The 26,731-nt window shown below is 65.3% G+C and carries 23 protein-coding genes; 8 read left to right on the top strand and 15 right to left on the bottom strand.

Features of this window, described 5'->3' with window-relative positions; translation table 11 throughout:
* The first annotated feature begins 1 nt into the window (after position 1).
* The 5 genes from AWB70_RS26985 to AWB70_RS26965 are packed head-to-tail and all read left to right on the top strand — an operon-like array spanning position 2 to position 5,200.
* Positions 2-820, top strand: a complete 819-nt coding sequence (locus AWB70_RS26985; RefSeq protein WP_053569936.1) for an aldo/keto reductase — start codon at positions 2-4, stop codon at positions 818-820.
* 13 nt (positions 821-833) lie between these two features.
* Positions 834-1,292 carry a MaoC family dehydratase gene (locus AWB70_RS26980; RefSeq protein WP_167351006.1) on the top strand — a complete coding sequence of 153 codons (459 nt, stop codon included), beginning with the start codon at positions 834-836 and terminating at the stop codon, positions 1,290-1,292.
* A 1-nt stretch (position 1,293) separates the two neighbouring features.
* On the top strand, positions 1,294-2,823 hold the full coding sequence (locus AWB70_RS26975; protein WP_053569934.1) for an acyl CoA:acetate/3-ketoacid CoA transferase: 1,530 nt from the start codon (positions 1,294-1,296) through the stop codon (positions 2,821-2,823).
* Positions 2,824-2,829: 6 nt separating this feature from the next.
* Positions 2,830-4,428: an acyl CoA:acetate/3-ketoacid CoA transferase gene (locus AWB70_RS26970; RefSeq protein WP_053569933.1), complete on the top strand. Its 1,599-nt coding sequence runs from the start codon at positions 2,830-2,832 to the stop codon at positions 4,426-4,428.
* Positions 4,421-5,200 (top strand): enoyl-CoA hydratase/isomerase family protein, encoded by a 780-nt coding sequence (locus AWB70_RS26965; RefSeq protein ID WP_053569932.1) that lies wholly within the window; start codon positions 4,421-4,423, stop codon positions 5,198-5,200. Before AWB70_RS26970 ends, AWB70_RS26965 begins: the two co-directional genes overlap by 8 nt.
* Before the next feature lie 25 nt (positions 5,201-5,225).
* Here AWB70_RS26965 and AWB70_RS26960 read toward each other — a convergent pair whose 3' ends face one another.
* From AWB70_RS26960 to AWB70_RS26895, 14 genes are all read right to left on the bottom strand, one after another.
* A complete protein-coding gene (locus tag AWB70_RS26960; protein ID WP_053570299.1) occupies positions 5,226-6,071 on the bottom strand; it encodes a sugar phosphate isomerase/epimerase family protein in 846 nt (281 codons plus the stop codon).
* 9 nt (positions 6,072-6,080) lie between these two features.
* Positions 6,081-6,848: a 3-ketoacyl-ACP reductase gene (locus tag AWB70_RS26955; protein WP_082378121.1), complete on the bottom strand. Its 768-nt coding sequence runs from the start codon at positions 6,846-6,848 to the stop codon at positions 6,081-6,083.
* Between the two features lie 2 nt (positions 6,849-6,850).
* Positions 6,851-7,984, bottom strand: coding sequence for an acyl-CoA dehydrogenase family protein (locus AWB70_RS26950; RefSeq protein ID WP_200826441.1), 1,134 nt, complete (start codon positions 7,982-7,984; stop codon positions 6,851-6,853).
* Between the two features lie 116 nt (positions 7,985-8,100).
* Positions 8,101-9,318: an MFS transporter gene (locus AWB70_RS26945; RefSeq protein ID WP_053569930.1), complete on the bottom strand. Its 1,218-nt coding sequence runs from the start codon at positions 9,316-9,318 to the stop codon at positions 8,101-8,103.
* A 38-nt stretch (positions 9,319-9,356) separates the two neighbouring features.
* Positions 9,357-9,908 carry a hypothetical protein gene (locus AWB70_RS26940; protein ID WP_045458247.1) on the bottom strand — a complete coding sequence of 184 codons (552 nt, stop codon included), beginning with the start codon at positions 9,906-9,908 and terminating at the stop codon, positions 9,357-9,359.
* A 39-nt stretch (positions 9,909-9,947) separates the two neighbouring features.
* A complete protein-coding gene (locus AWB70_RS26935; RefSeq protein WP_053569929.1) occupies positions 9,948-10,688 on the bottom strand; it encodes a hypothetical protein in 741 nt (246 codons plus the stop codon).
* Between the two features lie 147 nt (positions 10,689-10,835).
* On the bottom strand, positions 10,836-12,215 hold the full coding sequence (locus tag AWB70_RS26930; protein WP_053569928.1) for a sigma-54-dependent transcriptional regulator: 1,380 nt from the start codon (positions 12,213-12,215) through the stop codon (positions 10,836-10,838).
* Positions 12,200-13,684, bottom strand: coding sequence for a sensor histidine kinase (locus tag AWB70_RS26925; protein ID WP_053569927.1), 1,485 nt, complete (start codon positions 13,682-13,684; stop codon positions 12,200-12,202). Before AWB70_RS26925 ends, AWB70_RS26930 begins: the two co-directional genes overlap by 16 nt.
* 78 nt (positions 13,685-13,762) lie before the next feature.
* Complete coding sequence (locus AWB70_RS26920; protein ID WP_053569926.1) at positions 13,763-14,782, bottom strand: GntR family transcriptional regulator; 1,020 nt, start codon at positions 14,780-14,782, stop codon at positions 13,763-13,765.
* Positions 14,779-15,792, bottom strand: a complete 1,014-nt coding sequence (locus AWB70_RS26915; RefSeq protein ID WP_053569925.1) for an alpha/beta fold hydrolase — start codon at positions 15,790-15,792, stop codon at positions 14,779-14,781. The genes AWB70_RS26920 and AWB70_RS26915 overlap by 4 nt, the downstream gene beginning before the upstream one ends.
* A 2-nt stretch (positions 15,793-15,794) precedes the next feature.
* Complete coding sequence (locus tag AWB70_RS26910) at positions 15,795-16,904, bottom strand: zinc-binding dehydrogenase (RefSeq protein WP_053569924.1); 1,110 nt, start codon at positions 16,902-16,904, stop codon at positions 15,795-15,797.
* Between the two features lie 7 nt (positions 16,905-16,911).
* Positions 16,912-17,748: a phytanoyl-CoA dioxygenase family protein gene (locus AWB70_RS26905; RefSeq protein ID WP_053569923.1), complete on the bottom strand. Its 837-nt coding sequence runs from the start codon at positions 17,746-17,748 to the stop codon at positions 16,912-16,914.
* Positions 17,749-17,774: 26 nt separating this feature from the next.
* A complete protein-coding gene (locus AWB70_RS26900) occupies positions 17,775-18,977 on the bottom strand; it encodes an alpha-hydroxy acid oxidase (RefSeq protein ID WP_053569922.1) in 1,203 nt (400 codons plus the stop codon).
* Between the two features lie 5 nt (positions 18,978-18,982).
* On the bottom strand, positions 18,983-20,248 hold the full coding sequence (locus AWB70_RS26895; protein ID WP_053569921.1) for an MFS transporter: 1,266 nt from the start codon (positions 20,246-20,248) through the stop codon (positions 18,983-18,985).
* A 530-nt stretch (positions 20,249-20,778) separates the two neighbouring features.
* On the opposite strand from AWB70_RS26895, the gene AWB70_RS26890 reads away from it, so the two are divergent.
* The 3 genes from AWB70_RS26890 to AWB70_RS26880 all read left to right on the top strand — a co-directional run bounded on the left by AWB70_RS26890 (position 20,779) and on the right by AWB70_RS26880 (position 24,808).
* Complete coding sequence (locus AWB70_RS26890; protein ID WP_053569920.1) at positions 20,779-23,208, top strand: EAL domain-containing protein; 2,430 nt, start codon at positions 20,779-20,781, stop codon at positions 23,206-23,208.
* Positions 23,209-23,218: 10 nt separating this feature from the next.
* The gene (locus AWB70_RS26885; RefSeq protein WP_041732440.1) at positions 23,219-23,953 is read left to right on the top strand and encodes an iron-containing redox enzyme family protein; all 735 of its coding nucleotides are present in this window, start codon (positions 23,219-23,221) and stop codon (positions 23,951-23,953) included.
* Positions 23,954-24,076: 123 nt separating this feature from the next.
* On the top strand, positions 24,077-24,808 hold the full coding sequence (locus AWB70_RS26880) for an OmpW/AlkL family protein (protein ID WP_014192847.1): 732 nt from the start codon (positions 24,077-24,079) through the stop codon (positions 24,806-24,808).
* Positions 24,809-24,862: 54 nt separating this feature from the next.
* Here the strand turns inward: AWB70_RS26880 and AWB70_RS26875 are convergent, their stop codons facing one another.
* Positions 24,863-26,602: a sigma-54-dependent Fis family transcriptional regulator gene (locus AWB70_RS26875; RefSeq protein WP_053570297.1), complete on the bottom strand. Its 1,740-nt coding sequence runs from the start codon at positions 26,600-26,602 to the stop codon at positions 24,863-24,865.
* Positions 26,603-26,731 lie beyond the last annotated feature (129 nt).

Raw genomic sequence — 26,731 nt, 5'->3', positions numbered from 1 at the left:
CATGAACATACTTTTCCAACGCACTCATGAACGCGCTTTCGGCACCTGGCCGCTGAACGGCCAGCAACTGAAGGACGCGCTGCGCGACGCGATCGAGACCGGCTATCGTGCGATCGACACCGCGCAGCTCTACGACAACGAAATCGGCGTCGGCTCGGCGCTGCGCGCGATCGGCATGCCGCGCGACGCGCTGTGCATCACCACCAAGATCGCGCCCGCCAACGATTCCGACGAACGCTTCATGCCGTCGCTGCGCGAAAGCCTCGACAAGCTGAAGATCGAGCAGGCCGACGTGCTGCTGCTGCACTGGCCGCCCGCCGATGGCGACGTCGCGCCTTCCGTGCGACGCCTCGAAGAAGCGGCGCGCGCGGGGCTGACGCGCCATATCGGCGTCAGCAACTTCAACGCCGCCATGATGCGCGCCGCGAAAGCCGCGACCGCGTTGCCGCTCGTCACCAATCAGGTCGAGTTTCATCCGCTGCTGAATCAGCGGGTATTGCTGGACACCGCCATCGCGACCGGCATTCCGCTCTCGTCCTATTGCTCGGTCGCGCGTGGCGAGATCTTCAAATATCCGCTCTTCGATGAAATCGGTCAGGGCTACGGCAAGTCGGCCGCGCAAGTCGCGCTGCGCTGGATTCTGCAAAAGGGCGTGACGATCAACACGATGTCGACCAAGCGCCAGAACATCGAGGCCAACTTCGACGTGATGGACTTCACGCTGTCCGGCATCGACATGCATCGCATCGACGCGCTGAACGATACCAACTACCGCGTCGTCAATCGCGAGCGGGTGCCGCATGCGCCCGTGTTCGACTGATAAGGACAAGCCCATGAGTCATCCCCTGCTCTTCGACGAAATCGAGCCCGGTCTCGCGTTCACGACGTCGGGCATCGTCGTCACCGAGAGTCACGTCGTGCAATTCGCGGGCATTTCGGGCGATTTCTTCGATGTCCACATGGACGACGAATTCGCGCGCGACGCCGGCTTTCCCGGTCGCGTCGCGCACGGTCTCCTGTGCCTCGCGATGCTCGACGGTCTCAAGAACCGTGCGGCGACGCGCTTCGCCGCGATCGCCACGCTGGAGTGGACCTATCGCTTTCACAAACCGGTGCTGATCGGCGACCGGATTCAGGGGCGCATTCGCGTGCTGGACAAGCGCGCCACGCGCCGCGCCGATCGCGGCATCGTGCGTTTGCAGGTCGAAGTGCATAACCAGGATGGCGTGCTGATCCAGGAAGGACTCAATGTACTGATGGTCCGCGCGGGCGCGCGTAACGAGGACAAATAAGATGAAACGTGCAAACCTGACGGATGCGGATTTCATGGCGGCGGCGATTTTCGATGGCGCGACCGTCGTGCTGAGCGGCTCGGGCGGCGGACTGGTCGAGCCCGATCACATCACCGAGGCCATCGAGCGGCGCTTTTTGGCGACGGGCCATCCGCGCGATCTCACGCTGATCCACGCGCTCGGCATCGGCGACGGCTTGACGAGCGGCATCAGCCGTTTCGCGCACGAAGGCATGGTGAAGCGCGTCATCGGCGGCCATTGGACCTGGTCGAAGCCGATGCAGAAGCTCGCGCGCGAGGAACGCATCGAGGCTTACACCCTGCCCGCCGGCGTGATCCAGACGCTGATCCGCGAAGCGGGCGCGGGCCGTCACGGGCTCGTCACTCACATCGGCCTCGATACCTTCGCCGATCCGCGCCACGGCGGCGGCCGCGTCAACGCCAGTGCGCGCGAGGATCTCGTCGATGTCGTCACGCTGGGCGGCAAGGAACTGCTCTGGTACAAGCCCTTCGCGATCGATTTCGCGATCGTGCGCGGCACTACGGCGGATGTGCAGGGCAACCTGACATCGCGTGAAGAACCCGCCGATATCGACGCGTTCGCCGCCGCGCTCGCCGCGCACAACAGCGGCGGCCGCGTGTTCGCGCAGGTGCGCGACGTCTGTGCCACGCCGATCACGCCGGCGCGCGCGGTCACGGTGCCGGGCGTGCTCGTCGACGACATCTGCGTGTACGCCGCCCAGAAGCAGACCACCGCCGCGGGCTACGACCCGGCCATCAGCGGCGAGCAGCCCGCGCCCGACACGCGCACGCCGCCGCCGCTGCCCACGGGCATCCGCTACCTCATCGCGAAGCGCGCCGCGCAGGAGCTTGCGCCCGGCGCGTGCGTCAACTTCGGCTATGGCCTGCCCGACGGCATTCCCGCCGTGGCGCACGCGGAAGGCGTGGATATCAGCTGGACCGTGATCGAACAGGGATCGCATAACGGCGAACTGCTCGGCGGCGATCTCTTCGGCGCCACGCGCCACGCGAGCGCGATCCTCAAATCCAACGACCAGTTCGATCTCTTCAGCGGCGGCGGCATCGATATCGCCTTCCTCGGCATGGGCGAACTGGACGCGCAAGGCAACGTCAACGTCTCGTGGCTGGGCGAGAACATCGTCGGTCCCGGCGGTTTCGTCGACATCACGCAGCGCACACGCAAGGTGGTCTTCTGCGGCACCTTCGAGGCGAAAGGGCTGGAAGTCGAACTGGAAGACGGCGAGGTACGCATCCGGCGTCACGGCGCGGTGCCGAAGCTGGTGCCGCAGGTGCGTCACATTACCTTCAGCGGCAAGCGCGCACGCGCGGACGGCCAGCAGGTGATCTATGTGACCGAACGCGCCGTCTTCGAACTGACGGCCGACGGCCTGCAACTGATCGAGGTGGCGCCGGGCGTGGATCTCGTGCGCGATGTGCTCGACCGCATGCCGTTCGAAGTCGCACTGCATGCGTCGCTGCGCGGCGCTGCCCTATTCGACCTTCATCGTTAAGACACCATGAGCAAAGTCATCACAGCGGATGCGGCGGCGCGACTCGTGCGGTCCGGCGATGTCGTCAGCATCAGTTCCTCCAGTGCGCTCGGTTGTCCCGACAAGATTCTCGCGGCCATCGGCGAGCGCTTCGAGCGCGAGGGACAGCCGCGCGATCTCACCACGCTGAACCCGATCGCCGCGGGCGACATGTACGGCGTCAAGGGCATCGACCATCTCGCCCGGCCCGGCCTGCTCGCGCGCACGCTGGCGGGCTCGTATCCGAGCGGCCCGTCGTCGCTGCCGATGCCGGACGTGTGGCGCATGATCGTCGACAACGAAATCGAGGCCTACAACATTCCGAGCGGCATCCTGTTCGACATGCACCGCGATGCCGCCGCAAAACGCCCCGGCGTGCTGACCAAGATCGGCATGGGCACGTTCGTCGATCCCGACTTCCAGGGTTGCGCGATGAACGCCGCCGCCGCCGCGCGGCCGGTCGTGCGCAAGGTGTCCTTCGACGGCGACGACTGGCTCTACTTCCCCGCGATCGCGCCGCGCGTGGCGATCATCCGCGCGACCACCGCCGACGAAGCGGGCAACCTCGCCTACGAACACGAAGGCGCGCTCCTGGGCGGCATCGATCAGGCGCTGGCCGCGCGCAACAACGGCGGCATCGTGATCGCGCAGGTCAAGCGCGTGGTGAAATCCGGCACGCTGCGGCCGCACGATGTGCGCGTGCCGTGCAATCTGGTCGATTACGTCGTCGTCGATCCGGACCAGTGGCAGACCACGCAGACGCCTTACGATCCGGCCATCAGCGGCGAAATCACGCTGCCGATGGAAGCGTTCGCGCCCGCGCCGTGGGGACCGGAGAAGGTCATCGCCCGGCGCGCGTCGATGGAGCTCGCGCGTGGCGACGCGGCCAATCTCGGCTTCGGCATTTCCGCCAACGTGCCGCGCATCCTGCTGGAAGAAGGCCTGCACGGCGAAGTGACCTGGGCTATCGAACAGGGCGCGGTCGGCGGCATGCCGCTGCTCGGGTTCGCCTTCGGCTGCGCCTCGAATGCCGACGCGATCGTCGCGTCGCCGAATCAGTTCACCTATTTTCAGGGCGGCGGCTTCGATGTCGCGCTGCTTTCCTTCCTGCAAGTCGATACCGACGGCAGCGTGAATGTCTCGCGGCTTGCATCGAAACCGTATCTGACGGCGGGCTGCGGCGGCTTCGTCGATATCACCGCGCATGCGCAGCGCATCGTGTTTTCGGGCTTCTTCACGGCCGGCGCGCAACTCGAAGTCGGCGGCGGCAGGCTCGTTATCCTGAAAGAAGGCCGCACGCGCAAGTTCGTCCGGACGGCCGAGCAGATCACGTTCAGCGGACGCGTCGGGCGCGAGCGGGGCCAGCGCGTGACGTATGTCACCGAGCGCTGCGTCATCGATCTGCTCGACGACGGGCTGACGGTCCGCGAGATCGCGCCCGGCGTCGATCTGCAGCGCGACATACTGGATCAGGCCGATATCGAGTTGAAAGTCGCCCCGGACCTGCGCGAAATGGATGCCGCGCTTTTCACCGACGCGCCCTTCGGACTCCGCCTCCTCGAACCCCGCGAAAATCGCCATGACTGATCGCTTCGTTTCCATCGTCCGCGATGCGGCCATCGCCACCGTCACGGTGGACCGGCCGGCCAAACTCAACGCGCTCACGCCTGCCATGCTGGACGCGCTGGAAGACGCGGCCCGCGAACTGGAGGCCGACCTTCAGACCCGCGTGGTCATCCTGACGGGCGGCGGCGCGAAGGCATTCTGCGTCGGCGCGGACATCAACGAATGGGCCGCGCTCGCGCCGCTGGACATGTGGCGACACTGGGTGCGTCGCGGCCATCGGGTCTTCGACCAGTGGGCGCGGCTGCGCCAGCCCGTGATCGCGGCGATCAACGGTCATGCCTTCGGCGGCGGGCTGGAACTGGCGATCACCGCCGACGTGCGCATCGCGTCGGAGGCGGCCGGTTTCGCGCTGCCGGAGGCTTCGATCGCGACTTGCCCCGGCTGGTCGGGCACGCAACGGCTGGTGCGGCTGATCGGCGCGAGCCACGCCAAGTATCTCGCCCTGAGCGGCGCACGCGTGACAGCCGCCGAGGCACAGGCATGCGGCCTCGTGCATGAAGTCGTGCCGCACGCGCGCGTGCTGGAACGCGCGCATCGGCTGGCGCTGGAGATGGCGTCGCGCGCGCCGGTATCGCTGCAACTGACCAAGCAGTTGATCAATGCGGCCAGCGGCGAGGAAACCGGCTCCACACTGGAAGCGATGGCGGGCGCGCTCGCCGCCAGCACCGAAGACGCGGCGGAAGGCATTCGCAGCTTTCAGGAGAAGCGCCCGCCGGTGTATGCCGGACGCTGAGACTCAGCCTAAACTCAACCGAACCTCAGCAGCACTCGAACAGACGCTCGCGGCAAATCCGCAGCGTCTCGTCGGCAGGGCGCGCCCACCAGTCGAGCTTCGAGAAAATCTCCACTTCGACGGGGCCGTCGTAACCGGCGGCTTCCACCGCCGCGCGCAGCCGCTTGAGATCGATGACGCCATCGCCCATCATGCCGCGATCCTGCAACGGATCGCGGGTCTCGACGAGCCAGTCGCACACGTGCAGACCGAGGATGCGTCCGGCCGCGCGCGCAATGGCAGGCATCAGCGCCGGGTCCCACCAGACGTGGTAAGCATCAATGGCCACGCCGAAGCCGCCCTCGCGCGACGGATCGAGCCGGTCGCACCAGTCCAGCGCCTGATCGAGCGTGTTGAGCAGGCTGCGATCGGCCGCATACAACGGATGCAAGGGTTCGAGCGCGATACGCACGCCGGTCTCTTTCATCGTCGGCTGCAAGGCGGCGAGGCCATCGAGAATCTGCGCGCGCGCGTCGTCGATATCGCGCGAACCGGGCGGCAATCCGCCGACGACCGCGACCAGCACCGGCGCACCCAGCACGGCCGCGGTCTCCAGCGCGCGGCGGTTGGAATCGATCGCGGCGCGGCGGCCGGCGGCGTCGCTGGCCGCGAAATACGCCGTGCGGCAATACGCATTGACCTTCAGTCCGGCCGCGCGGATCGCATGGGCGGCGGCCTGCGGCCGGTTCTCGTCGATCTCCTGCCGCCACGGCGAGATCCAGCCGAAACCCTGCTCGGCGATGCGCGCGGCCGTCACCTCGATCGGCTCGCGATAGCCGAGCGTGCCCGTGTTGATGCAGCAGAGATCGCCGCGTCCGTTCAGCTCACGCATGTCCATGCCTCAGAAACGTTGAATCATCAGGCCGCCGTCGACGCGCACTTCCTGCGCGACGGTATAGGGCAAAAGGCCGGCCGCCATCGTGCGGATCACGCGCGCCACGTCTTCCGGCTGCCCCCAGCGCGGCGTCGCGGTCATGCCCTCGGCGATCAGCGTGTCGTACCTGGCCTTGGAGGGCGCCGTCATCTCGGTCAGGATGAGGCCCGGCTGTACCTCGAACACGCCGATGCCGTGAGGCGCGAGGCGCAGCGCGAAGAGGCGCGCCGCCATCGACAGCGCGCTTTTCGACATGCAGTATTCGCCGCGCTCGATCGTCGCGACCACCGCGTTCGACGACGTCACGAACACGATGCTGCGCGCGCCCTCGCCCGCCGGCGCCTGCGCCGTCATGTGCCGGGCCACGGCCTGCGTCAGAAAGAAGGTGCCGCGCGTGTTGATGTCGAGGCAGCGGTCGTAGCTTTGCGCGCTCACGTCGAGCAGGTCGCCGCGACTGAGCACCGAGACGCCGGCGTTGTTGACCAGACAGTCGATGGCGCCGAAACGCTCGATGATCGCGTCGAGCACGTTCGCGTGTTTATCGATATCGCCGATGTCGAGATCGAAAGGCACGCACACGCGGCCGAGCGCCTCGACCTCGGCGACGAGCGTATGAAGCCGCGCCTGATCGTCGAGGGCGATGGCGGCGATATCGAAGCCCTCGGCGGCGAGCGCGAACGCAGCGGCTCGCCCGATTCCGCGCGAAGCGCCGGTTACGACAGCAGTCCTTGTCATGTTCATGCCTTCAGCAGTTGACGCGCGATGATGACCCGCTGGATCTGGTTCGTGCCTTCGTAGATCTGCGTGATTTTCGCGTCGCGGTACAGGCGTTCGACTTCATAGCCGCGGATATAGCCGCTGCCGCCGAAGATCTGGATCGCGTTGCTCGTGTGCTGGACGGCCGCATCGCCGGCGAAACACTTGGCCATCGACGCCACGGCGGTCGCCTCGACGCCCGCATCGATCTTCGCCGCGGCGGAGCGCACGAGCAGGCGGGCCGCCTCCGCATCCTTGGCCATGTCGGCGAGCATGAACTGGATCGCCTGAAACTCGGCGATGGCCTGACCGAACTGCTTGCGCATCCGCGCCTGTTCGATGCTCGCTTCCAGCGCGGCCTGCACGATGCCCACGGCGAGCGCGCCGATACCGACGCGCCCCTTCTCCAGCACGCTCATCATCATGTGAAAGCCGCGGCCTTCTGTGCCGAGCAGCGCGTCCGCCGGCAGCTTCACGTCGTCGAAATGCAGTTCGCCGACCTGCGATGCGCGCTGGCCCAGCTTGTGTTCCTTGGGCCCGCGCGACACGCCCCGCGACGCGCAATCGACGATGAAAATGCTCATGCCGCGCTTGCCCGCCGCCGCATCGGTGCGCGCCAGCACGAGCGCGACGTCGGCGACCGGCGCGTTGTGTATCCACAGCTTCGAGCCGTTGAGCGACCAGCCGTCGCCCTCGCGCACGGCGGTGGTTTTCACGCCGGAGACGTCGCTTCCCGCGCCCGCCTCGGTGATGCAATACGCGCCCTTCAGTTCGGCGCGCACGAGCGGGCCGATCCAGCGGTCGATCTGCGCCGGCGTGCCGTGCCGGCTCAGCAAGGTGCCGAGCAGCTCGACCAGACCGCACTGATCCGCGACGGAGGCATAGCCGCGGCTGATCTCTTCCATCACGATCGAATAAGCGAGGCAGTCCAGCCCCGCGCCGCCCATGGATTCCGGCACCGTGATGCCGAATAGTCCGGTCTCGCCCATCTGCCGGTAGATGTCGGCCGGAAAGCGCTCGTCGCGGTCGAGCGCTTCGGCCTGAGGCCGGATGACCTCGTTGGAAAAACGGCGAGCCATATCGGCCACTTGCTGGTGCTCGGTGGACAGAATCACCTCGTCTCCTCCATTGCGCGGCGTTTCGGGCCGCAACACGTTGAATGGCGGCGCCGGCGCATCAGTCTCGATGGATCGCCGATCCGGTGACGAAACTTTAAGCCAAGTAGATCGATCTAGCAAGTGGTTGGATCACGGTGAAGTCTGCACGCTTTTTTTAGCGCAGTGCCGAAAAACAGCCAGAGCGCAAGCGAACCCGTCGACACCGCGCCCAGCACGAGAAAGGCGCTCGCGTATCCGAAACGTTGAGCGAGCACACCGCCCAGCGCAGGACTCAACGCAGCCCCGATGCCTTGCACCGTCATGACGACGCCCTGCCCGACATTCACCCGTCCCGTGCCCTGCAGCAGCCTTACCACCAGCGCGGGCACCGCGACGCTCTGCAACCCCGCGCCGATGCCGTCGAGCGCCTGAACCGGCCATACGCCCCACGCGCTGATGAACATGGCGGCGACCATGCCGCGCAGCGGCAGTGCGAGGAACGTGATCAGGATCACGCCCCAGTAGCCGATGCGCTGAATCAGGCGGTTTGCAAAACATGCCGCGACGACCATCACGAGTTGCGCGACCACGATGGTCTGAGCGGTAAAGGCGCTCGGATCGCCCTGACGCGCCGCGACGACCGCGAGGCCATACAGCGGCAGCATCGCCGCATTGCCCAGGTGAAACATCGCGAGCGATGCGGCGAGAAGCAGCAAGGGCCGGCAGGTCAGCAAGACGCGAAACCCGCTCGCATGCTCATGCTCGCTCGACTTCGATGCTCCGAGACCGCGCGCGCTGTCGTGATCGATCGCGTCGCGCCGGATCAAGAGCGTCGAGATGACCGTCAAGAGGCCGAACACGCCGGCGAGCACGAACACCGCGCCGAATCCGTAGCGCCATCCGAGCCAGCCCGAAAGCGCGGCACCGACCACGTTGCCCGCGTGATTGGCGACCTGATTACGGCCGAACTGCCGGTCGAAGCCCTTTTCGCGCACGATACCGAGCGTCACACCGGCCACGGCCGGACCCAGCGCGGCCCCGGTCACGGCAGTGAAGATCTGCGACGCGGCCACCATCGGGAAACTGTGCGACACCCAGAGCGCGAGCGACGCGAGTGTCGTCATCACCCCCGCGATGACGATGACGCCGCGCTTGTGATGCGTGGCATCGACCAGCGCGCCCGCCGGAGAGGTCGCGAGCATGCCCGCGATGCCGCCCAGCGTCATGACGGTGCCGATCGCCTCGGGAAGCCAGCCATGCGCCTGAAGAAAGACGCCAAGGAACGGCCCGATGCCCGCCTGCACATCGGCCATGAAGAAATTCAGTCCTTCGAGCGCGTATCGAGGATTCATGGCTCACCCATGGCGTCCGTTCCTGGGATGCAATCGCGTCAGGCCGCCTGCGGCGCATCGACGGATTCCGCTATTTCAGCGACCTCGATCGTGCGTCCGTGCCTGTTCTTCACGCCCTCTCCCCAGGCATGAACGTGCGCCCCCGGAGTCAGATAAGCGGCCAGCTCCGCAGCAGCGTGAGGCGGCATGCGCAACGACGTGCCATCGTCGAGCAGCGCCCCGCGCAATTCACCTTTCGGACCGAAGAGCGAAAGCACCACTTCGCCGCACGCTTCCATCGCCTTGCGTTCGACGTGCGGCTTGTGATGCTTTTCGCCGTTGGGATGCGGACCTTCGTCGAGAATCAGCACGCCGCCCGGGGTCGTCAGGGAGACAGCGGCGATCATGTCCGCAGTGCGAGGCTTGACGCCGCGCACGCGAACGACATCGCCGAGGGCGACATGCCGCGCAAGTTTCTTCGACAGATGCGGAGGAAAGTGAACCTGACGCGAGCCGATGACGAGACCGTCGAGTTCACCGTGCGAATTCAACAGGAAACGCGTGACTTTGCCGCGCGTCTCCGGAAGACTTGTGGGGTCGATCCAATGCATGTTCGTTATCCTTAATGATTGTGAGTTGAAGGTGTTGATTCAGGGCATGAGCGCGTTGCGGTCGTAGAGCGGCGTCAGGTTGCCCGGCGAGCCGAATGCGGTGGCCTGAAACGCGGTGCCATATTGATTGCGCGTGCCATAGCCTTGCGCGGATACCGTCGCGCCCGTGCGTACCAGCGCCGCGAACTGTTGCGCCACGGGCGGCGTGAGTTTGATGACCGTGCCGTCAGCGAGAATCACGCCGTCGGGTTCGCCGCGAGGCGCGGTTGTGACATGGGCCACCCGCCCTTGCGCGCTCAGACGCGAAAGACCTTCTCCGCGCGCCGCGCGCGGCAAGGGCGCGGCGCCACGCATCGGTGGCTCGTCGGTCACTTGCCGGCCACTCGTTGTGTCGATGATGCGTTGAGCGGCGAAGCTGCCCCCTTCCTCGCGCCGGCCGCTCACTTGCACGACGTCGCCGGGGCGAACGGCCGAAGTCAGTTGCGTGCTCATATGCGGAGGAAAGCGCACGAGGGTGCCGTCGCTGGTCATGAAGCCATCGACATCGCCATCGGGATTGGTCAGGAAACGCGCCACGGTGCCCTGCGTCGTCGCGATCGAAGCCGCGTCGGCAAGCGGGCCCGGCCCGGCGACCGGAGGCGGCGGAGGCTCTGGCGCAACGGGCGGCGGTGGCGGCGGTGCAGCGTCCTGAGGTTGAGGTTGTGCCGCGCAGCCGGCGCCCGCCGTGAGCAAGGCGGTGAGCACGGCGATTCGCAAGCCGGGGTATCGAGTCGATTGCATGATTCACTCCTTTCGCGTGACGAGGAGTGTTCTGCAAGGGCTATGCCATTCGAGAAACGCCGATGGATCAATGCGCCGCGTGCGAAAGGCGCATCGAGGTGTCAAGCAATCGGACGGCGCATGTCCGGTTCCTTGACGGTTTCAGGCTCACGCGGAAGCCTCGGACATGCTGAGCGCCGCCATGCGCGTGTAGAGCGACTGCCGGCTGATGCCGAGCCGGCGCGCGGCCTCGGCGCGATTGCCGCCCGATGCCGAAAGCGCATGAACGATCAGCGCCCGCTCCAGTTGCGCCACCGCCTGCGGGAGGGGAAGTTCGAGCAGGGCCAGGGGAATTGCGTCATCCGCGCTGTCTTTCGTCGCCGTCAGAAACGCGAAGTCTTCGCGCGTCAGCACCTGTCCGGGCGCAAGCGCGCTCGCCCGTTCGATCGCATTGGCAAGCTCGCGAACGTTGCCCGGCCACGCGAAGGTGGCAAGCAGGCGCTGCGCATCGGCCGAAAGATGTTTGCGCGCGATATCCGGCGATGCGGACGGCGCGCCCGCAAGAAAGTGCTCGGCGAGCGGCAGGATGTCGGCCACGCGCTCGCGCAGCGGCGGCAGATGCAACGGAATCACGTTGAGACGAAACAGCAGGTCCTGCCGGAACGTGCCGGCCTCGACCATCGAAGCGAGATGGCGATGCGTGGCGGCAACCACGCGCACATCGACTGTCACGATGCGGTTCGTCCCGAGGGGCGTGACCTGCCGTTCCTGCAGCACGCGCAGGAGTTTGGCCTGCATGGGAAGCGGCATGTCGCCGACTTCATCGAGAAAGAGCGTGCCGCCATGCGCCTCTTCCACTCGCCCGCGCCGCTCGGCCTGCGCGCCGGTGAACGCGCCCTTGCCGTGCCCGAAGAGCTCGCTTTCGAGCAGTTCGTCAGGGATGGCCGCGCAGTTCACCGCGATGAATGGGCCGCTTCCTCGTGCCGACGCACGGTGCAGCACACGCGCCGCGATTTCCTTGCCGGTTCCCGTTTCGCCCGTGATGAGCACCGTCGAATTCGCGCCCGCCGCGCGGCCGATACGCTTTTGCACCTCCCGCATGGCTTCGCTCACACCGAGCAGTTGCGGCTCATGGGACCGGGCCTCCTCGGCGAACACGCGCGCGGCGGGCGTGCCGACCTGCGCCGACAGAATGCGCTCGAGCAGCGCGGCGATCTCGTCCCGTCCAACCGGCTTGGTGAGGTGCTCGAAGGCGCCGAGCCGCATCGCACCGATGGTGTTGTCGCTCGTCGCGTGCGCGGTGAGCATCACGACGGGCACGGTCTGCAGCCCCGGCGTCTTGCGCAGCGTGTCGAGCACGGCGAGACCATCCGCGCCGGGCAAACGGAAGTCGAGAAAGATACAGTCGGGCGCCGGACGGCCGCGCAACCGCTCGAACGCTTCTTCGCCCGAGCGCGCTTCGGACGGCGAGTACCCGAGGTCTTGCACGGTTTCGGCGAGGCCTTCGCGAAAGGCGTCGTCGTCGTCGATGATCAGGATGGTCGCCATGGCAAGTCGATCACAAAGCGCGTCACGTTCGAATCTTCCGCAAGGTAAGCGCGGCCGCCATGCGCCGACGCGACTTCACGCACGACGGCGAGGCCGAGGCCGGAGCCGTCCGGGCGGCCCGTCACGAACGGCTCGAAAATCCGCTCGCGCTCGGCCGGGCTCACGCCGGGACCATTATCGATGACTTCGAGCCTGAGCCGTTCGCCTTCTTCCGTGACCGCGCCGTACGCGCGAACCGTCACGTTTGCGCCTGACGGCGTGTGCCTGAGCGCGTTCACGAGCAGATTGTCGAGCGCGCGCGCGAGCTGAGCGGGATCGAAAACAGGCCGCGTCGGGCGCTGCGCGACCTCCACGCTCAGCGTGACATGCCGGGTTTCGGCGCGCGATTCATGCGTATGAACGATATCGTCGAGCCACGCGCGCAGATCGACCTCGCGTGCGTCGACCGTCACCGATTGCGTCAGTGCCAGCAGGCTCGTCACCTGCGATTCGATGCGTCCCACTTGCTCGATGATCGTCCTCAACGCAGCTTCGCGGCGCGCGCTGTCGCCTGCCAGCGCATTTTCGGCCTTGAGACGCATCGCGCCCGCCGGATTACGAATCTCATGCGCGATTTGCGCCGCCATCTTTCCCAGCGTGCTGAACCGCTCGGCCTGTGCGAGTTGCCGGGTGAGCGCGCCGGCATCGCGCTCGAGCCGCTCGGCCCGCTCGCCATAGCGATTGAGCGCATCGACGATCTGGTCCAGATCGCGTTCGCCGATGCGTTCGAGCCGCTTGCCTCGCTCGAATTCACCGTCGGGTGCGAGCGCATGTTCCAGCAGCGTCAGGTTCCGTCTCCAGCGCTTCAGCGTCAGCGCCAGAAACAACGCGAGAACGACGATGAAAGCGAGCACGCTCGCGAGAATGGCCGTGGCGCGCTCGCCGTAAGGCCCGAGCGGCGGGCGCGCGCGCGTGAGCGTCCATGCGAGCAGGTCCGCGCGACGGGGCACGGGACAGGCCACCGCGAGCACGGCATCCGTTCCGCTCGACACGATATCGGTCTGCAACTGTCCGGCACTCGATGCGCTTTTCAGCGCACGCAGAATGAGCGGCGTCTCGGCTTCGGGAATGTCGCGCTTTAGCCCGCTGCCTCCATAGGTAGGAAATGCATACGCGATAAAGCCGTTCGACGCGTTCGGCGCTGGCTCGCGGGTCCAGAAGCCTCCTTCGATGCCTTCGGTCTGGATCAGTACGAGGTCGAGCACCGCGTGCATCAGGTCGACATTGGTTTCGCCGGGGCGCTGCATCGACAGGTCATAGCGCGAGGCAACCGCCGTGCAGGCCGCTGCCGCCTGCTGTCTGGCGGCAACGACGCGCTCGCTCAGCGCCGACGACAGCATGAGCCATACCGCGACACTCAGCAGGCCGCAAAGCACGGCGATGAGCATCCAGAGCGTGAGCAACTGAGTGGAAAACGACGGTCTCGGCATGAGAGGATCATGAGCGAACGGAGGCGGCGAACTGGGAAGCAAGTCCCTTGCCAAGCACACTAGCATCTCGCGTCGCGTTCAACCCGCGTTCAGCGCCGTCAGATAAGCAGGAAAGTTCGGCTGCTTCATGCGCCGGATGGTCTCGAAGCGCAGCATCCAGCGCGTGTCCGCTTCGCGGATGTGGTCCTGCAAGGCCTGCGCGGCGCGCTCGGGTTCGCCCGCGAGTATGTCGTCCACGATCTGCAAATGCTCAGTGAGCGCATCGCTGATGAGCTGATACGGAATCTCGAGGTACGGGTCGCGCAGATAGCGCGTCGGTACGAACAGCACCTGCGTGCGCGAGAGCGCGAGCACGATCTCCTTGTTCGGGCAGTGCGACAGGAGATCGATATGCAGATCGGTCTCGGCGGTATCCATCTCCGCCCCGCCGCGATTTCCCGCCTCCATCGAGCGGACGAGGCGCGCGCGTACCGCTTCGAGAAACTCACGCGGCACGTGGTGCGCCGCGTGCAGCAGCGCGGTCGGTTCGAGCAGGCGGCGTATCTCGAACAGATGCCCGATGCGCTCCCTTGTCACCTGCTCCGCGACCCAGTGCCCGTTGCGGTCCTGCGACAATTGCCCGACGCTGTGCATGCGCGCCATCACGCCGCGCGCGACGGTGCGGCTCACATCGAAATGCTGCGCGAGCGCTTCTTCCGTGATGCGCACCGAACCGAACAGCACGCGCGTGCATAACTCGCGTTCCAGTTCCGCATACATGCGTTGCCATTGCGGCGCGCTCGTGATTTCCAGCTTGTCGAGCACGGCCGGCTTGCCCGCGCGATCGCCGGATGCAGCGCCCGCCACGAGATAGCCACGCCCTTCGCTTTCGACGATGATCCCGTCCGCGCACAGCGCCGCCAGCGCAATGCGTGCCGGCGAGCGGCTGATACAGAACGATTTCGCCACCTGCGCTTCGAGCAGCCGCTCGCCAGGCGCAATGCGCCCGTCTTCGATCATCTCGCGCAAGAGCCGGTAGGTGCGATGCTGAATGGAACCGCCCGCCTCGGCGGCGGAATGCGCATTCGTCGGTGCGATGGCCTCGACCTGATGGTTCATGACGCTGATTCCCGCGAATAACCCATGAACGAAGCGATCTCCGCATTCAGTTGCGCGGCAGAGGCGGCATCCGCCTCCGAGGCCATCATATGGCCGCTCGTCGAAGGCACGCGCAGCAGCGTGGCGTTGCCGATCTGCTGCGCCGCGCGCACGCCCTCTTCCACCGGATTGTAGAGGTCCAGCGCCGGCACGCCAATCAGCGTGTGCGCCTCGATGCTTGCGAGCGCACGCGCCGTGTCGCCTTCGAAGCCGGGCGTCGTGCCGACATCGTGGGCATCGTAAGCATGCGACTGCCAGATCCAGTCGAGCGGATCGAGCCGTTGAGTGCGAAACCACGCGGCACGCTTGTCGAGCCACGCATGGGTGCCGCCCGCCCGTGCCGCGTCTTCCTCGAAACGCTCCGGCGTGCGCATCGCCAGGACGTGCATGATCGCGAGCCATGCGCGCCAGTCGCCCGATGTCTCGAGCGCGCGCCGCCCCGCCTGATTGACCGCCTGCGACCAGGCTGTCGTCTTCGCCATCGGCACGAGTGCGACCAGCTTCTTCATGAAGCGCGGATACGACACGCCCCATTGCAACGCCTGCATGCCGCCCATCGACGCACCCGCGACGGCATCCAGCGCATCGATGTTCAGATGATCGAGCAGCGCCTTCTGGCTGTTCACCATGTCGCGTATCGTGAAGCGCGGAAAGCTCGACCCGCCCTGCGTGGCCGAATTCGATGGCGAACTCGAAAGCCCGTTGCCGAGCGCATCGGCGACGATCACGGTCACGCGTGCGGGATCGAACGCGCGCCCCGCGCCGATCAGGAAGTCGAGCCGATGATGCGTGCTGCCGATCGCGCATACGCCCAGCACGATCGGGCGCGACCGGTCGTCGAGATCGCCGTGGACGACATGGGACATCAGCAGATCGTCGATATATTCGCCCGATTCCAGCCTGAAGCGCCCGAGGGACGCACAGCGATGCGGCGCATCGATCCAGCTGGGTTGCATGTCGGGATGGCTCATCGTCAGAACTCGATCACTGCGCGGACCTCGGCACCGGCCGCCAGCCGTTGCATGCCTTCATTGATGTCTTCGAGCGCGATGCGCGAAGTCACGTATTCGTCGAGCCGCAGCGTGCCGTCGAGATACGCATTGGCGAGCATCGGAAAATCCCGTGCGGGATTCGCGCCGCCATAGCTCGAACGCACGATACGCTTCTCGCCCATCAGCGCGCCCCAGCGAAACGAGGCTTCATCGTCGGCGGGCAGCTTGCCGAGCCAGACCACCTGTCCGCCGGGCCGCGCGATCTCGACGCTCGCCTTAAGCGCGTGACGGTTGCCCGCGGATTCGATCACGCAATCCGCGCCGCGTCCGCCGGTCAGATCGGCGAGCGCCGCGACGAGCGCGTCATCGGCAAGCAGTGTGTGGCTCGCGCCCACCGCACGCGCCATCTCGAGCCGCTCCGGAGCGCGATCGATCGCGACGATCCGCGACGCGCCCGCGTGCCGGGCGCCCTGTATCGCGGACAGGCCGACCGCCCCGCAGCCGATGACCGCGACCGTGCTGCCCCGCTCCACCTTCGCGACGTTCGTCGCCGCGCCGAAACCGGTCATCACGCCGCAGCCGATCAGGCATGCGCGATCGAACGGCATCGCCGCGGGCACCGGCACCGCGCACGCCTGCGACACCACGCAGAATTCCGCGAAGCTGCCCATATAGGCAAGCTGATGCACCGGCGCGCCATCGTCGAGAAAGAGGCGCGGGTTACCGTCGAAATGGAACGATTGCGCCATGCGATCGCGATACGGCTGGCACAGGATCGACACTTGCCGCTCGCAATAGAAGCACCGGCCGCAATGCGGATTCCACGACATCACCACATGATCGCCCCGCGCGACCCGCGTCACGGCGGCGCCCGTCCACTCGACGATGCCGGCCGCCTCGTGCCCCGGCACGAACGGCAGCGGCGTGCGCAAGTCGCCGCGCATGGCTTCGAGATCCGTGTGACAGAGACTCGCCGCCTTCACGCGAACGACGACGTCGGTGTCGGCGAGATTGCGCAGCGACAGGCGCGCGATGCGCAGCGGCTCGCCGGTGCGCTCCATGACGGCTGCATTGAAAGTCAGTTGATTCATGCCCGGTTCAGCGCCGGCCTGCCGCGCTCTGCGCCGCGCCCTTGTAGAGAATGTTCAGATTGCGCTCGCCGATCTGCTGATGCAAGGCGACGAACGCGGGATCGAGATCCTGCGTCGGACGCGGCTCGTGCTCGAACGTGTTGTACGTATCGACGCCGCGCACGAGCGTGGCGCTGTCATCGCCTTCGAGCTGACGCACGTAGGTGGGGATATAGCGGATCGCATAACCGATGCGCCGGTTCGGCGACGCGTTCGGCGGCGAGCCGTGCACGATCCGCACGTGATGCAGCGACATCTCGCCCGGCTCGAGCTCGATCGACACGGCCTGCGATTCGTCGACGTCCACCGCCACTTCCTGACCGCGCGTCAGCAGGTTGTTTTCATTGAAGGTGTCGCGATGCGGAATCTGATCGAGCAGATGCGTGCCGGGGACGACCTGCATCGCGCCGTTCGCCCGGTTGCTCTCCGACAGCGCGACCCACGCGGTGACCACATCGGGCTTCGAGAGCCCCCAGTAAGTCGAGTCCTGATGCCACGACACATACGCGGGATCGTTGCCGTTCTTGATGAAGAAGCTGCTCGCCCAGACCAGCAGATCCGGTCCGTACAGATCCTCGATGGCATCGACCACCTTGTCGCTGCGCACGAGATCGTTCAGCCACGAGAACAGCAAGTGGCTCTTCATGTTCAACGCTTTCTTCCTGAACGGCGCGTCCGAATGCTCGAAATCCTCGAGACGTGTGCGCAATTCCAGTGCGGCCCGCTCCGACATGACGCGAACCGGCGCGACATAGCCATACTTCCTGAAATGTTCGAGCTGATCGGGCGTCAACGACTTCAACATGATTCGAGTCTCCCTGTATGCGGCCGCTATGCGACCTGTATGCGAACCGGCGCCGCACCTTCGTTCGATGGCTTGCGCGGCCGGACAAAACCGCCTGCGCGCAGCACGGCGCCATCCACGTTGCAAACGTCCGTCACGCCCGCGAGCGCCATCGTCATGTCCAGTTCGTCGCGGATGATTTCGAGGCAGCGCGTCACGCCGGCCTCGCCTTGAGCGCCCAGACCGTAGAGAAACGCGCGTCCGATGTAGACCGCATGCGCGCCGCACGCGAGCGCCTTCAGCACGTCCTGTCCCGAGCGGATGCCGCCGTCCATGTGAAGCTCGATCTCGCCATCCAGCACGTCGGCGATGTGCGGCATCATCGAAATGGTGGAGGGTGCGCCGTCGAGCTGGCGGCCGCCGTGATTCGAGACGATCACCGCATCGGCGCCGACATCGCGGGCAATACGCGCATCTTCCTCGTCGAGGATGCCTTTCAGCACCAGCTTGCCGCCCCAGCGCTCGCGCACCCAGTCGATGTCCTTCCACGTGAGCGTCGGGTCGAACTGCTTCGCGGCCCAGTCCGCCATCGACGCGATGCCGGTCACGCCCGGCGCATGTCCGACGATATTGCCGAAGCTGCGTCGCGACGTGCCGAGCATGCCCGCGCACCAGCGCGGATAGCGCGACAAGTGCGCGAGATTGCGCAGCGTGAGCTTCGGCGGCGCGGAGAGGCCGTTACGCTTGTCCTTGTGACGTTGTCCCTGAATCTGCAGATCGAGCGTGAGCACGAGCGCGGAGCACTGCGCGTGCTTTGCGCGCGCGATCAGATCGGCGATGAAGCCGCGGTCCTTCATCATGTAAAGCTGGAACCAGAACGGCTTGTGCGTGAAGGCGGCGACGTCTTCGATCGAGCAGACGCTCACGGTCGAGAGCGTGAACGGCACGCCGAAGCGTTCGGCCGCACGCGCCGCCAGCATCTCGCCGTCGGCGTGCTGCATGCCCGCGATGCCCGTGGGCGCGAGCGCGACCGGCATCGAGACGGCCTCGCCGAGCATGGTCGTCGCGAGAGTGCGCCGGCTGAAATCCACCGCGACGCGCTGACGGAATTGCAGGCGGGCGAGGTCTTCGCTGTTGGCACGATAGGTGGACTCGGTCCATGAGCCCGCATCGGCGTATTCGTAGAACATGCGCGGCACGCGTCGTCGGGCGGCAATGCGTAATTCCTCGATGGTGGCGTAATGACGCATGTCGATCAGGCCAGCTCGGGTTGAAGTTGCAGTTCGGCTTTCGGCGCACGCACGAACACCGCGACGAAGAGCGCCCCCAGCGCCGCGATGATGCCGGTCAGCACGAACGCGCTCTTGAAGTTGCCGGACCATTGCACGAGAAAGCCCGTCAGCGCCGGCGCGACGATGCCCGCGAGATTGGCGATGAAATGCACGAAGCCGCCGACCGCGCCCACGCGGCGCTTCTCCACCGTGTCGAGCACGATCGCGAAGTAGGTGTTGAACGACGCGTACATGAAGAACACGGCCACGGCCATCAACGTGACGGCGCTCGTCAGTTCGGTGACCGTGCCCGTCACACCGATGCATATCGCGCCCGCGCCAAGACTCGTGATGAGCACGATCTTGCGCGAGAAGATCGCGCGGCCCGTCTTGCGCACGAGCCAGTCGCACGCATAGCCGCCCGCCACCAGACCCGTGACGCCCACGGCCCACGGAATCACGCTGACGATCGACATCTTCTGGATGCTGAGATGATGCGCCATCGTGAGATAAGACGGGAACCACGACAGGAAGAAGTAGAGGATGTACGCATAGCCGAAGAAGGCGAACGCGGTGGCGAGAATGGCGGGCCGCAGCAGATAGGTCGAGAGCGGCGCGGGCTCGGCGCTTTCGTCGGAGAGCGCGGCATCGCGCACGCGCGATTGCTCGGGTTCGACGATCGGCGTGGACGGCCTCTCCTTCGCGAGCCAGAGCCATGCAACGACCCACAGCACGCCCGCCGCGCCGATGATGACGAAGGAGGCCCGCCAGCTCGTCGCCAGTGCGAGAAAGCCGACGACCGGCCCCGCGATCGCCGCGCCGATGGATTGCCCGGAGTTGGCGAGGCCGAGCGCGCTCGCCTGCTGATCGCGCGGGTACCAGTTCGACACGAGCTTGTTGATGTTTGCGCAGAACGGCCCCTCGCCCATGCCGAAGATGACGCGCACGAGCAGCAGACTGACGATGCCGACCGTGGCCGCCGTCAGCCCGCAAAACAGCGACCAGACGAGCATCGACACGCTGAGCACGACCTTGGGCCCCCAGCGGTCCGCCGAATAGCCCCCCACGAAACAGAACAGCGCATAGCCCACGAAGAAGCTCGAAAACACGATGCCGAGCTGCGCGGGGTCGAGGTTGAGTTCTTTCGAGATCAGCGGCGCGGTGATCGAAAGCGCCGCCCGATCCAGATAACTGATCATGCCTCCAACGAACAGCAAGCTCACGAGCGTCCAGCGAGCGCGTGTTTCCATCGCTTCCTCCGGTGGTCTGCTTCAGGCTTCAATCTCGGCACATCACTCAGCGGATCGCTACAATGTTCAATGTATCCACTGTACATTAAGCGTAGTGGATGCTTACTCTCGATGTCAACGAGCGTCTTGCCGGTGTTAACCCTCGGCTGGAAAAGTACGAACGGTCGCTGCTTGTCAGCTCGCCATTATTCGATAATTCGGTGTACGAATTACTCCGCCACATTAAATTCGCACAATCGTTCTCTATAAGCCGCGTCTCAAACACATTCGTCCGCGAACGTTTCGGCTCGTCGCGATAAATACAACAGTTCGCACTCTTTCTTAATATCAAACGATTTCACTCCGCTTACGGCAGGTACTATTCGACGCGCGAGATTTCGAGTGAAACCTCAAGTTCATACGCCTCATGCCGTTATAAATCGAAGCGACAGGATTTCCACGCAAAACACGATCGTTCGAGATATTTCGACGGCGCTTTGCCGTGGAATTCTTCTTGTCGCTGCGCGCAGAAACCGATAACAAGGCTCGTTATGCCGGCGGCATCGAAGACCAACCGACAGTTATTCAAGACCACATGGCCGTTTCTGGCCGTCGTTGCGTCGCTGCTGGCGCTCGTCGCGACGAGTCTCTCGATCATGTCGTCCGTTCGCGCGTATATCGGTGGTGAGAGCACGTGGTCGAAAGGCCAGAAGGACGCGGTCTTTTATCTCATTCGCTATGCGCAGACCGGTGATGAAGCAGCCTTTCGCCAATATGAAAGCGCGATAGCCTATCCGCTCAATCTGAAGCGCGCCCGGCTCGCGCTGGAGGGTTCGGGGCCGGATCCCGATCTCGCTATCGCCCGGCAGGCGCTTCTCGAAAGCGGCGTCGATCCGGCCGATGTCAGCTCGGTCATCTGGGTCTTCCGCACCTTCCGGCGCGCCAGCTATTTCGAACACGCCGTCACGTACTGGACACGCGGCGACGCGCTCGTGGATCAGCTCGTCGAAACCGCTCAAAGGCTGCGCATCGCCAAGTCCGCCGGCGCACGCGGCCAGATCGACGTCGAGCGCCTGACGGGCGAAATCTGGAACCTCAATTCGGCGATCGCGCCCGTCTCGCGCGCATTCGCCGACGTGCTGGGCTCCGCGTTCCGCAAAACAGCGTTGTTACTCTTCGGCATCAACGTCGTCGTAGCGGCGCTCCTGGTCTCCTTGTCCGTGTGGTACGCCCGCCGCTTCATTACCGCGCGGCTTGCCTCGGAGCACGCGTTGAGGCGCAGCGAAGCGCGCGCGAAGGCCACGCTCGGCTCGATCGGCGAGGCCGTCGTTTCAGTCGGGCCGACGGGCCTCGTCGAATTCATCAATCCCGCCGCGGAGCGCCTCTTCTGTCGCGAAGCCGAGAGCTGTGTGAGGCACAAGCTGACCGCGATCGTCTCCATCGCACGCGAATGGGACCGGCGTCCCGTCGATCCGATCGGACAGGCGCTACGCGGCGTCGAGCCGTGGGACCCGAGCACCGATCTCGTGCTGACCAACCTGCAGGGCACGGAGACCGTGGTGCAAGCGATCACGTCCGTCGTGCACGACACGTCCGATACGATCACCGGCGCGGTGCTCCTGTTGCGGAACATGACCCGTGAGCGCGAATACGTCTCGAATCTTTCGTGGCAGGCCTCGCACGATGGATTGACGGGCTTGCTCAATCGCACGGAGTTCGAGCGACGCCTGTCCGCATCGCTCGATGCAATGTCGGGCATCGAGAGCGCACAGCGCCCCCGCATGCTCATGATCCTCGACCTCGACCAGTTCAAGGTGGTCAACGATACCTACGGTCACGCGGCGGGCGATACGATGCTTCGCGAAGTGGCGAGCCTCTTCAAGCATTGTCTGCGAGAAGAGGATGCGCTCGCGCGCCTAGGCGGCGACGAGTTCGCCGCGCTCATGTCCGATTGCGACGAACGAACCGCGATGAAGATCGCCGAGCGCCTTCGGCAGGAAGTCTCGGCGTTCCAGTGGTCGTGCGAAACACACACGTTGTCGACGAGCGTGAGCATCGGTCTGGTCGATCTGCGCGGGCTCGACATGGAAACGGCGATGCGCTTCGGCGATATCGCCTGCTATCTCGCCAAGGAACGCGGGCGCGACCGTGTGCATCTGGCCGTGCGCGGCGACAAGGAACTCACGCGTCATGCGAGCGCCATGTCATGGTGCGGCCGCATCAAGGACGCGTTGGCGAACAATCGCTTCTGCCTCTACGCCCAGGAGATCAGCGCGCTCAAGCGTGCGGACGGCCCCGGCGAATCCCCACAGCATCCACGCCACGTGGAAGTGCTGCTGCGCATGATCGGCGAAGGCGGCAAGGTCGTATCGCCCCACTACTTTCTGCCCGCCGCGGAGCGCTACGGACTGATGTCCGCGATCGACCGCTGGGTGGTGCGCGCGGTGTTCGCGACGCTCGCGAGGACGGGCAATCCCGAGCGCGTTCAATACGCGATCAATCTGTCGGGAGCCTCGATCGGCGACGAGCGCTTTCTGCAGTTTCTGACCGAACAGTTTGACCTCAGCACGATCGCTCCCGAGTCCATCTGCTTCGAGGTGACCGAAACCACCGCGATTGCCAATCTCTCGGCCGCCGCGCGTTTCATCCGCGAATTGAAGAAGCGCGGCTGCAAGTTTTCGCTCGACGACTTCGGCGCAGGCATGTCCTCGTTTGGCTACCTGAAGCATCTGCCGGTCGATTACATCAAGATCGACGGCGGATTCATCAAGGACATGCTCAAGGATGCCGTTAGCAAGGACATGGTGGCAGCGATCAACGACATCGGCCACTCGATGGGGCGTCTGACCATTGCGGAGTACGTCGAGAACGAAGCGATCCTGCGCGCGCTGAGCACCATGGGCGTGGATTTCGTTCAGGGATTTCATGTGGGCCGACCGGCTCTTTGGGCACAGAACGTTGAATTTCTAGAAATGACGTAGGAGGAGAGGTTTGGATCCCACTTTTCAGCGGGTTGGCGACCTGAAGGACATCGCCAGCTACCCAGCCTGGTTGGGCGACGTAGTGAGCGAAACGAACGAGACCAAGCAGACGGTGATCGGCCATCCCATCTTTGAAGCGATGCGTGAAGCCAAGCTGACGTCGCGACAAGCCGAAGCATTTCTCGTCAACGGCTGGCCGGTTGTCGAGCAGTTTCCGCAGTACATGGCGATGAATCTCCAGAAGCTGCGCTACGGGCATTCGCGCGGTGAGGATCTGGCTCGACGCTACTTGACACGCAATATCCGCGTCGAGCAAAACCACGCTGACTACTGGGTCGACTGGGCGGCCGCGCACGACGTGAACAAACGCGCCCTGATGAAAGGCAGCGGCCCGTCGCTCGCTTACGCGCTCTCGCACTGGTGCTGGAAGAGCAGCAGCGGCGACCCGCTTGCCGCGAGCATCGCCGCAACCAACTTCGCGATCGAAGGCGTGACCGGCGAATGGTCGACCTATGTCTGCAGCAGCGATACGTACGCCAATAGCTTTCCCGCCACGATGCGCCGCAAGGCCATGCGCTGGCTGAGTCTGCACGCGCACTACGACGATGCGCATCCGTGGGAAGCGCTCGAGATCGTCGCGACGCTGCTCGGCAACGCGCCCGGCGTGGACGAAGTGCACGCCGTGAAGCGCAGCATCGAAATGAGTTACGAGTATTTCAAGGTAAGTCTCGACTGCTGTCTGTAGAGACCGCCGGTCCAGTTGCTTTCCTTCGTTGTGCGTTCGTCGCCCCGAGCACGGTGGCCGGGGCGATGCGGACGCGCTCGCCTGTCATCGATTGAACCTGAAACGAGAAGAGAAGAAATGAAGCTGAAACACATTGCATGCGCAGCCCTCGCAACGATGAGCATGGCGGCCGGGACGAGCGCGCATGCGCAGTCGGCGGGCGATTTCCAGATTAGCGCTGGCTGGTTGCACTTCGCACCGCAGGAATCGAGCGGCCCGTTCAACGTCACCGCACTGGGCCAGACGGTCACGAAACAGGGTGCTGGCGCGTCGGTCGGCGATGCCGACACGTTCGGTCTGACGCTGCAGTACTTCGTCACCGATCACATCGCCGTCGAAGCGGTGACGGGCGTGCCACCCAAGTTTCATCTCACCGGCGAAGGCACGCTCGGGCCATTGGGGGAACTCGGTACGGCCCGCGAGTGGAGCCCGACGCTGCTGCTCAAATACTACTTCCTGAATGCCCAGAGCAAGTTCCGCCCCTATGTCGGCGCAGGCGGCTCGTACGTGTGGTATTCGGACGTCAAGCTGAGCCAGCAAATGGCCAACGGCGCGTTCCTCTATTCGCCGCAAACCGGCACTGCATTGACGGGACCCACCAGCGTGCATATCAGCAGTTCGTTCGCGCCGGTCGTGAATGCCGGGCTTTCGTATAACTTCACCAAACACTGGTCGGCAGCGTTCTCGGTGTCGTATATGTGGCTGTCCGCGCGCGCGACGCTCACGACGAACTCGGCCGTCGGGCAGGTCAAGAGCGAATCCAAGCTCAAGCTGAATCCGATCGTGACGTTCCTCTCGGTGGGCTACACGTTCTAAGCGGGTGCGCGGCCGTTTTGAAGCCGCCGGTGAGTGAGCCGGGCTGACTCCCGCTCAAACCTTTATGCCCCGGCTCTTGAGCCGATAAACCAGCTGCGGCCGCGTGATGCCAAGCGTGCGCGCCGCAGCCGACAGATTCCCCTCGGCCCGCTGCACCGCGCTCTTGAGCAACGCCGTCTCGATCTCATCGAGCGACGTCGCTTCCGTATCGCCGCCCATCCCCAGCAGCAGGTTATTCACCTTGCGCGCGATGCGCTCGACGCCGGCTCCGCCCGTATCGCCCGCCTGAGCCAGCAAGGAACGCGACGCGGTAAGCGAGCCATCGTCGCCGATACCGAAGGTCTGCGTGTCGATGCTCTCGCCGCTCGTGAAGAGATGGCCGATGTCGATCGCGCCGCCATCGTTCGCCAGAATCACGCCGCGCTCGACGATGTTCTCCAGCTCGCGGATATTGCCCGGCCAGCCATAGTTGAGAAGCGCATCGAGTGCGCGCGCCGTGAAGCCGGTGACGTCGCGCTCGTGCCGCTCGCGATACTTGCGCAGCATGTGATTGAGCAGCACGGGTAAATCCTCGCGACGCTCGCGCAGCGACGGCACGCGAATCGGAAACACGTTGAGCCGGAAGTACAGGTCTTCGCGAAAGCGTCCCGCGCGAATCTCGTTGCGCAGATCGAGATTGGTCGCGGCCACCACACGCACGTCCACGCGCCGCGTCTCGGCCCCGCCCACGCGTTCGATCTCGCCTTCCTGCAGCGCGCGCAGCAGCTTGCCTTGCGCGGTCATGCTGAGAATGCCGATCTCATCGAGAAAGAGCGTGCCGCCATGCGCGCGCTCGAAGCGCCCTGGGCGGCTTTGCGTGGCATCGGTAAAACCGCCCTTGTCGACGCCGAACAGTTCCGACTCGACGAGCGCCTCGGGAATCGCCGCGCAGTTCACGGCGACGAACGGACCCTCGGCGCGTTTGCTGATCCTGTGCAAGGTCCGCGCGCACACTTCCTTGCCGACGCCGCTCTCGCCCAGGAACAACACGGTTGCGCGCGTGCCCGCGACGCGTCCGATCATATGGCACACCGCGTTGAATCCCGGCGATGCGCCGACCATGTTCTCGTCGCCGAACGCGCCCTCGCCGCCCGCGCCGGTCGCGGCGAGCCCTTGCGTGAAGGTCTGCGCGCGCATGAAGCGAAGATCGTCGGCGGCTTCCTCGCCCCATTCCTCGACCGGCTTGCCGATGATGCGGCAATGCGCCTGTCCGAGCGCGCGGCATTCCACCTCGCGATAGAGCACCGGGCGGCCCATGAACACGCTCGTATAACCCGCGGCATAACCGATCTGCGTCCAGCACACCGGCTCCGCGCCGATGCCGTAAATGCGCACGTGCTCCTCGTCTTCGGCGCAGTTCTTCCAGATGAATTCGCCGTAGTACTTGCCGCGCTCGACGTCGATTTCGAGGCGCACCGGCTCGACCATCGTCATGCCTTCAAGCATGTGCAATTGCGGGCCGACGGTGAACATCTCGGTGACGCTGTTCTCGGGGCGCACGCGGCGTGCAAGTTCGGCATCGCGCGCGCCGGAGTTGTAGCCCATGCGCGTGAGCAGTCCGCGCGCCGCATCGAGGCCGAGGCTTTCGATCAGCTCGCGCCGCATCGTGCCCATCGCGCCCGTGTGCACGAGCAGCATGCGCTGCTCGTCGAGCCAGATGCGGCCGTCGCCCGGCGAGAAGTGCAGGCGCGACATCAGATCGGCGATGTCGGGATAGCGCAGGCTGTCGACGGGCCCGCCCTTCGGCGCGACCATCGACATGCCGTTTTGCACCTTCGATGGCGCTTTCTCGCGGCGTGGCATTGCTCGTGTCTCCGTAGGCCCGGTCGATTTCATGTCGCCACGATAGGCGATGTGCGCGCATCGCGCAATGCTCCGCGGCCC

The sequence above is a fragment of the Caballeronia cordobensis genome (genome assembly GCF_001544575.2).
Taxonomy (GTDB): Bacteria; Pseudomonadota; Gammaproteobacteria; order Burkholderiales; family Burkholderiaceae; genus Caballeronia; species Caballeronia cordobensis.
Note: the sequence above shows the minus strand (reverse complement) of the source record. Positions and strands in the feature narration are given on the sequence as shown.

Bases quoted from the DNA above. Each gene is read 5' to 3' on its own strand.
- AWB70_RS26985 (WP_053569936.1), top strand. From the start codon at position 2: ATGAACATACTTTTCCAACGCACTCATGAACGCGCTTTCGGCACCTGG.
- AWB70_RS26980 (WP_167351006.1), top strand. From the start codon at position 834: ATGAGTCATCCCCTGCTCTTCGACGAAATCGAGCCCGGTCTCGCGTTC.
- AWB70_RS26975 (WP_053569934.1), top strand. From the start codon at position 1,294: ATGAAACGTGCAAACCTGACGGATGCGGATTTCATGGCGGCGGCGATT.
- AWB70_RS26970 (WP_053569933.1), top strand. From the start codon at position 2,830: ATGAGCAAAGTCATCACAGCGGATGCGGCGGCGCGACTCGTGCGGTCC.
- AWB70_RS26965 (WP_053569932.1), top strand. From the start codon at position 4,421: ATGACTGATCGCTTCGTTTCCATCGTCCGCGATGCGGCCATCGCCACC.
- AWB70_RS26960 (WP_053570299.1), bottom strand. From the start codon at position 6,071: ATGCGTGAGCTGAACGGACGCGGCGATCTCTGCTGCATCAACACGGGC.
- AWB70_RS26955 (WP_082378121.1), bottom strand. From the start codon at position 6,848: ATGACAAGGACTGCTGTCGTAACCGGCGCTTCGCGCGGAATCGGGCGA.
- AWB70_RS26945 (WP_053569930.1), bottom strand. From the start codon at position 9,318: ATGAATCCTCGATACGCGCTCGAAGGACTGAATTTCTTCATGGCCGAT.
- AWB70_RS26940 (WP_045458247.1), bottom strand. From the start codon at position 9,908: ATGCATTGGATCGACCCCACAAGTCTTCCGGAGACGCGCGGCAAAGTC.
- AWB70_RS26935 (WP_053569929.1), bottom strand. From the start codon at position 10,688: ATGCAATCGACTCGATACCCCGGCTTGCGAATCGCCGTGCTCACCGCC.
- AWB70_RS26930 (WP_053569928.1), bottom strand. From the start codon at position 12,215: ATGGCGACCATCCTGATCATCGACGACGACGACGCCTTTCGCGAAGGC.
- AWB70_RS26925 (WP_053569927.1), bottom strand. From the start codon at position 13,684: ATGCCGAGACCGTCGTTTTCCACTCAGTTGCTCACGCTCTGGATGCTC.
- AWB70_RS26920 (WP_053569926.1), bottom strand. From the start codon at position 14,782: ATGAACCATCAGGTCGAGGCCATCGCACCGACGAATGCGCATTCCGCC.
- AWB70_RS26915 (WP_053569925.1), bottom strand. From the start codon at position 15,792: ATGAGCCATCCCGACATGCAACCCAGCTGGATCGATGCGCCGCATCGC.
- AWB70_RS26910 (WP_053569924.1), bottom strand. From the start codon at position 16,904: ATGAATCAACTGACTTTCAATGCAGCCGTCATGGAGCGCACCGGCGAG.
- AWB70_RS26905 (WP_053569923.1), bottom strand. From the start codon at position 17,748: ATGTTGAAGTCGTTGACGCCCGATCAGCTCGAACATTTCAGGAAGTAT.
- AWB70_RS26900 (WP_053569922.1), bottom strand. From the start codon at position 18,977: ATGCGTCATTACGCCACCATCGAGGAATTACGCATTGCCGCCCGACGA.
- AWB70_RS26895 (WP_053569921.1), bottom strand. From the start codon at position 20,248: ATGGAAACACGCGCTCGCTGGACGCTCGTGAGCTTGCTGTTCGTTGGA.
- AWB70_RS26890 (WP_053569920.1), top strand. From the start codon at position 20,779: ATGCCGGCGGCATCGAAGACCAACCGACAGTTATTCAAGACCACATGG.
- AWB70_RS26875 (WP_053570297.1), bottom strand. From the start codon at position 26,602: ATGGTCGCGCCGAAGGGCGGGCCCGTCGACAGCCTGCGCTATCCCGAC.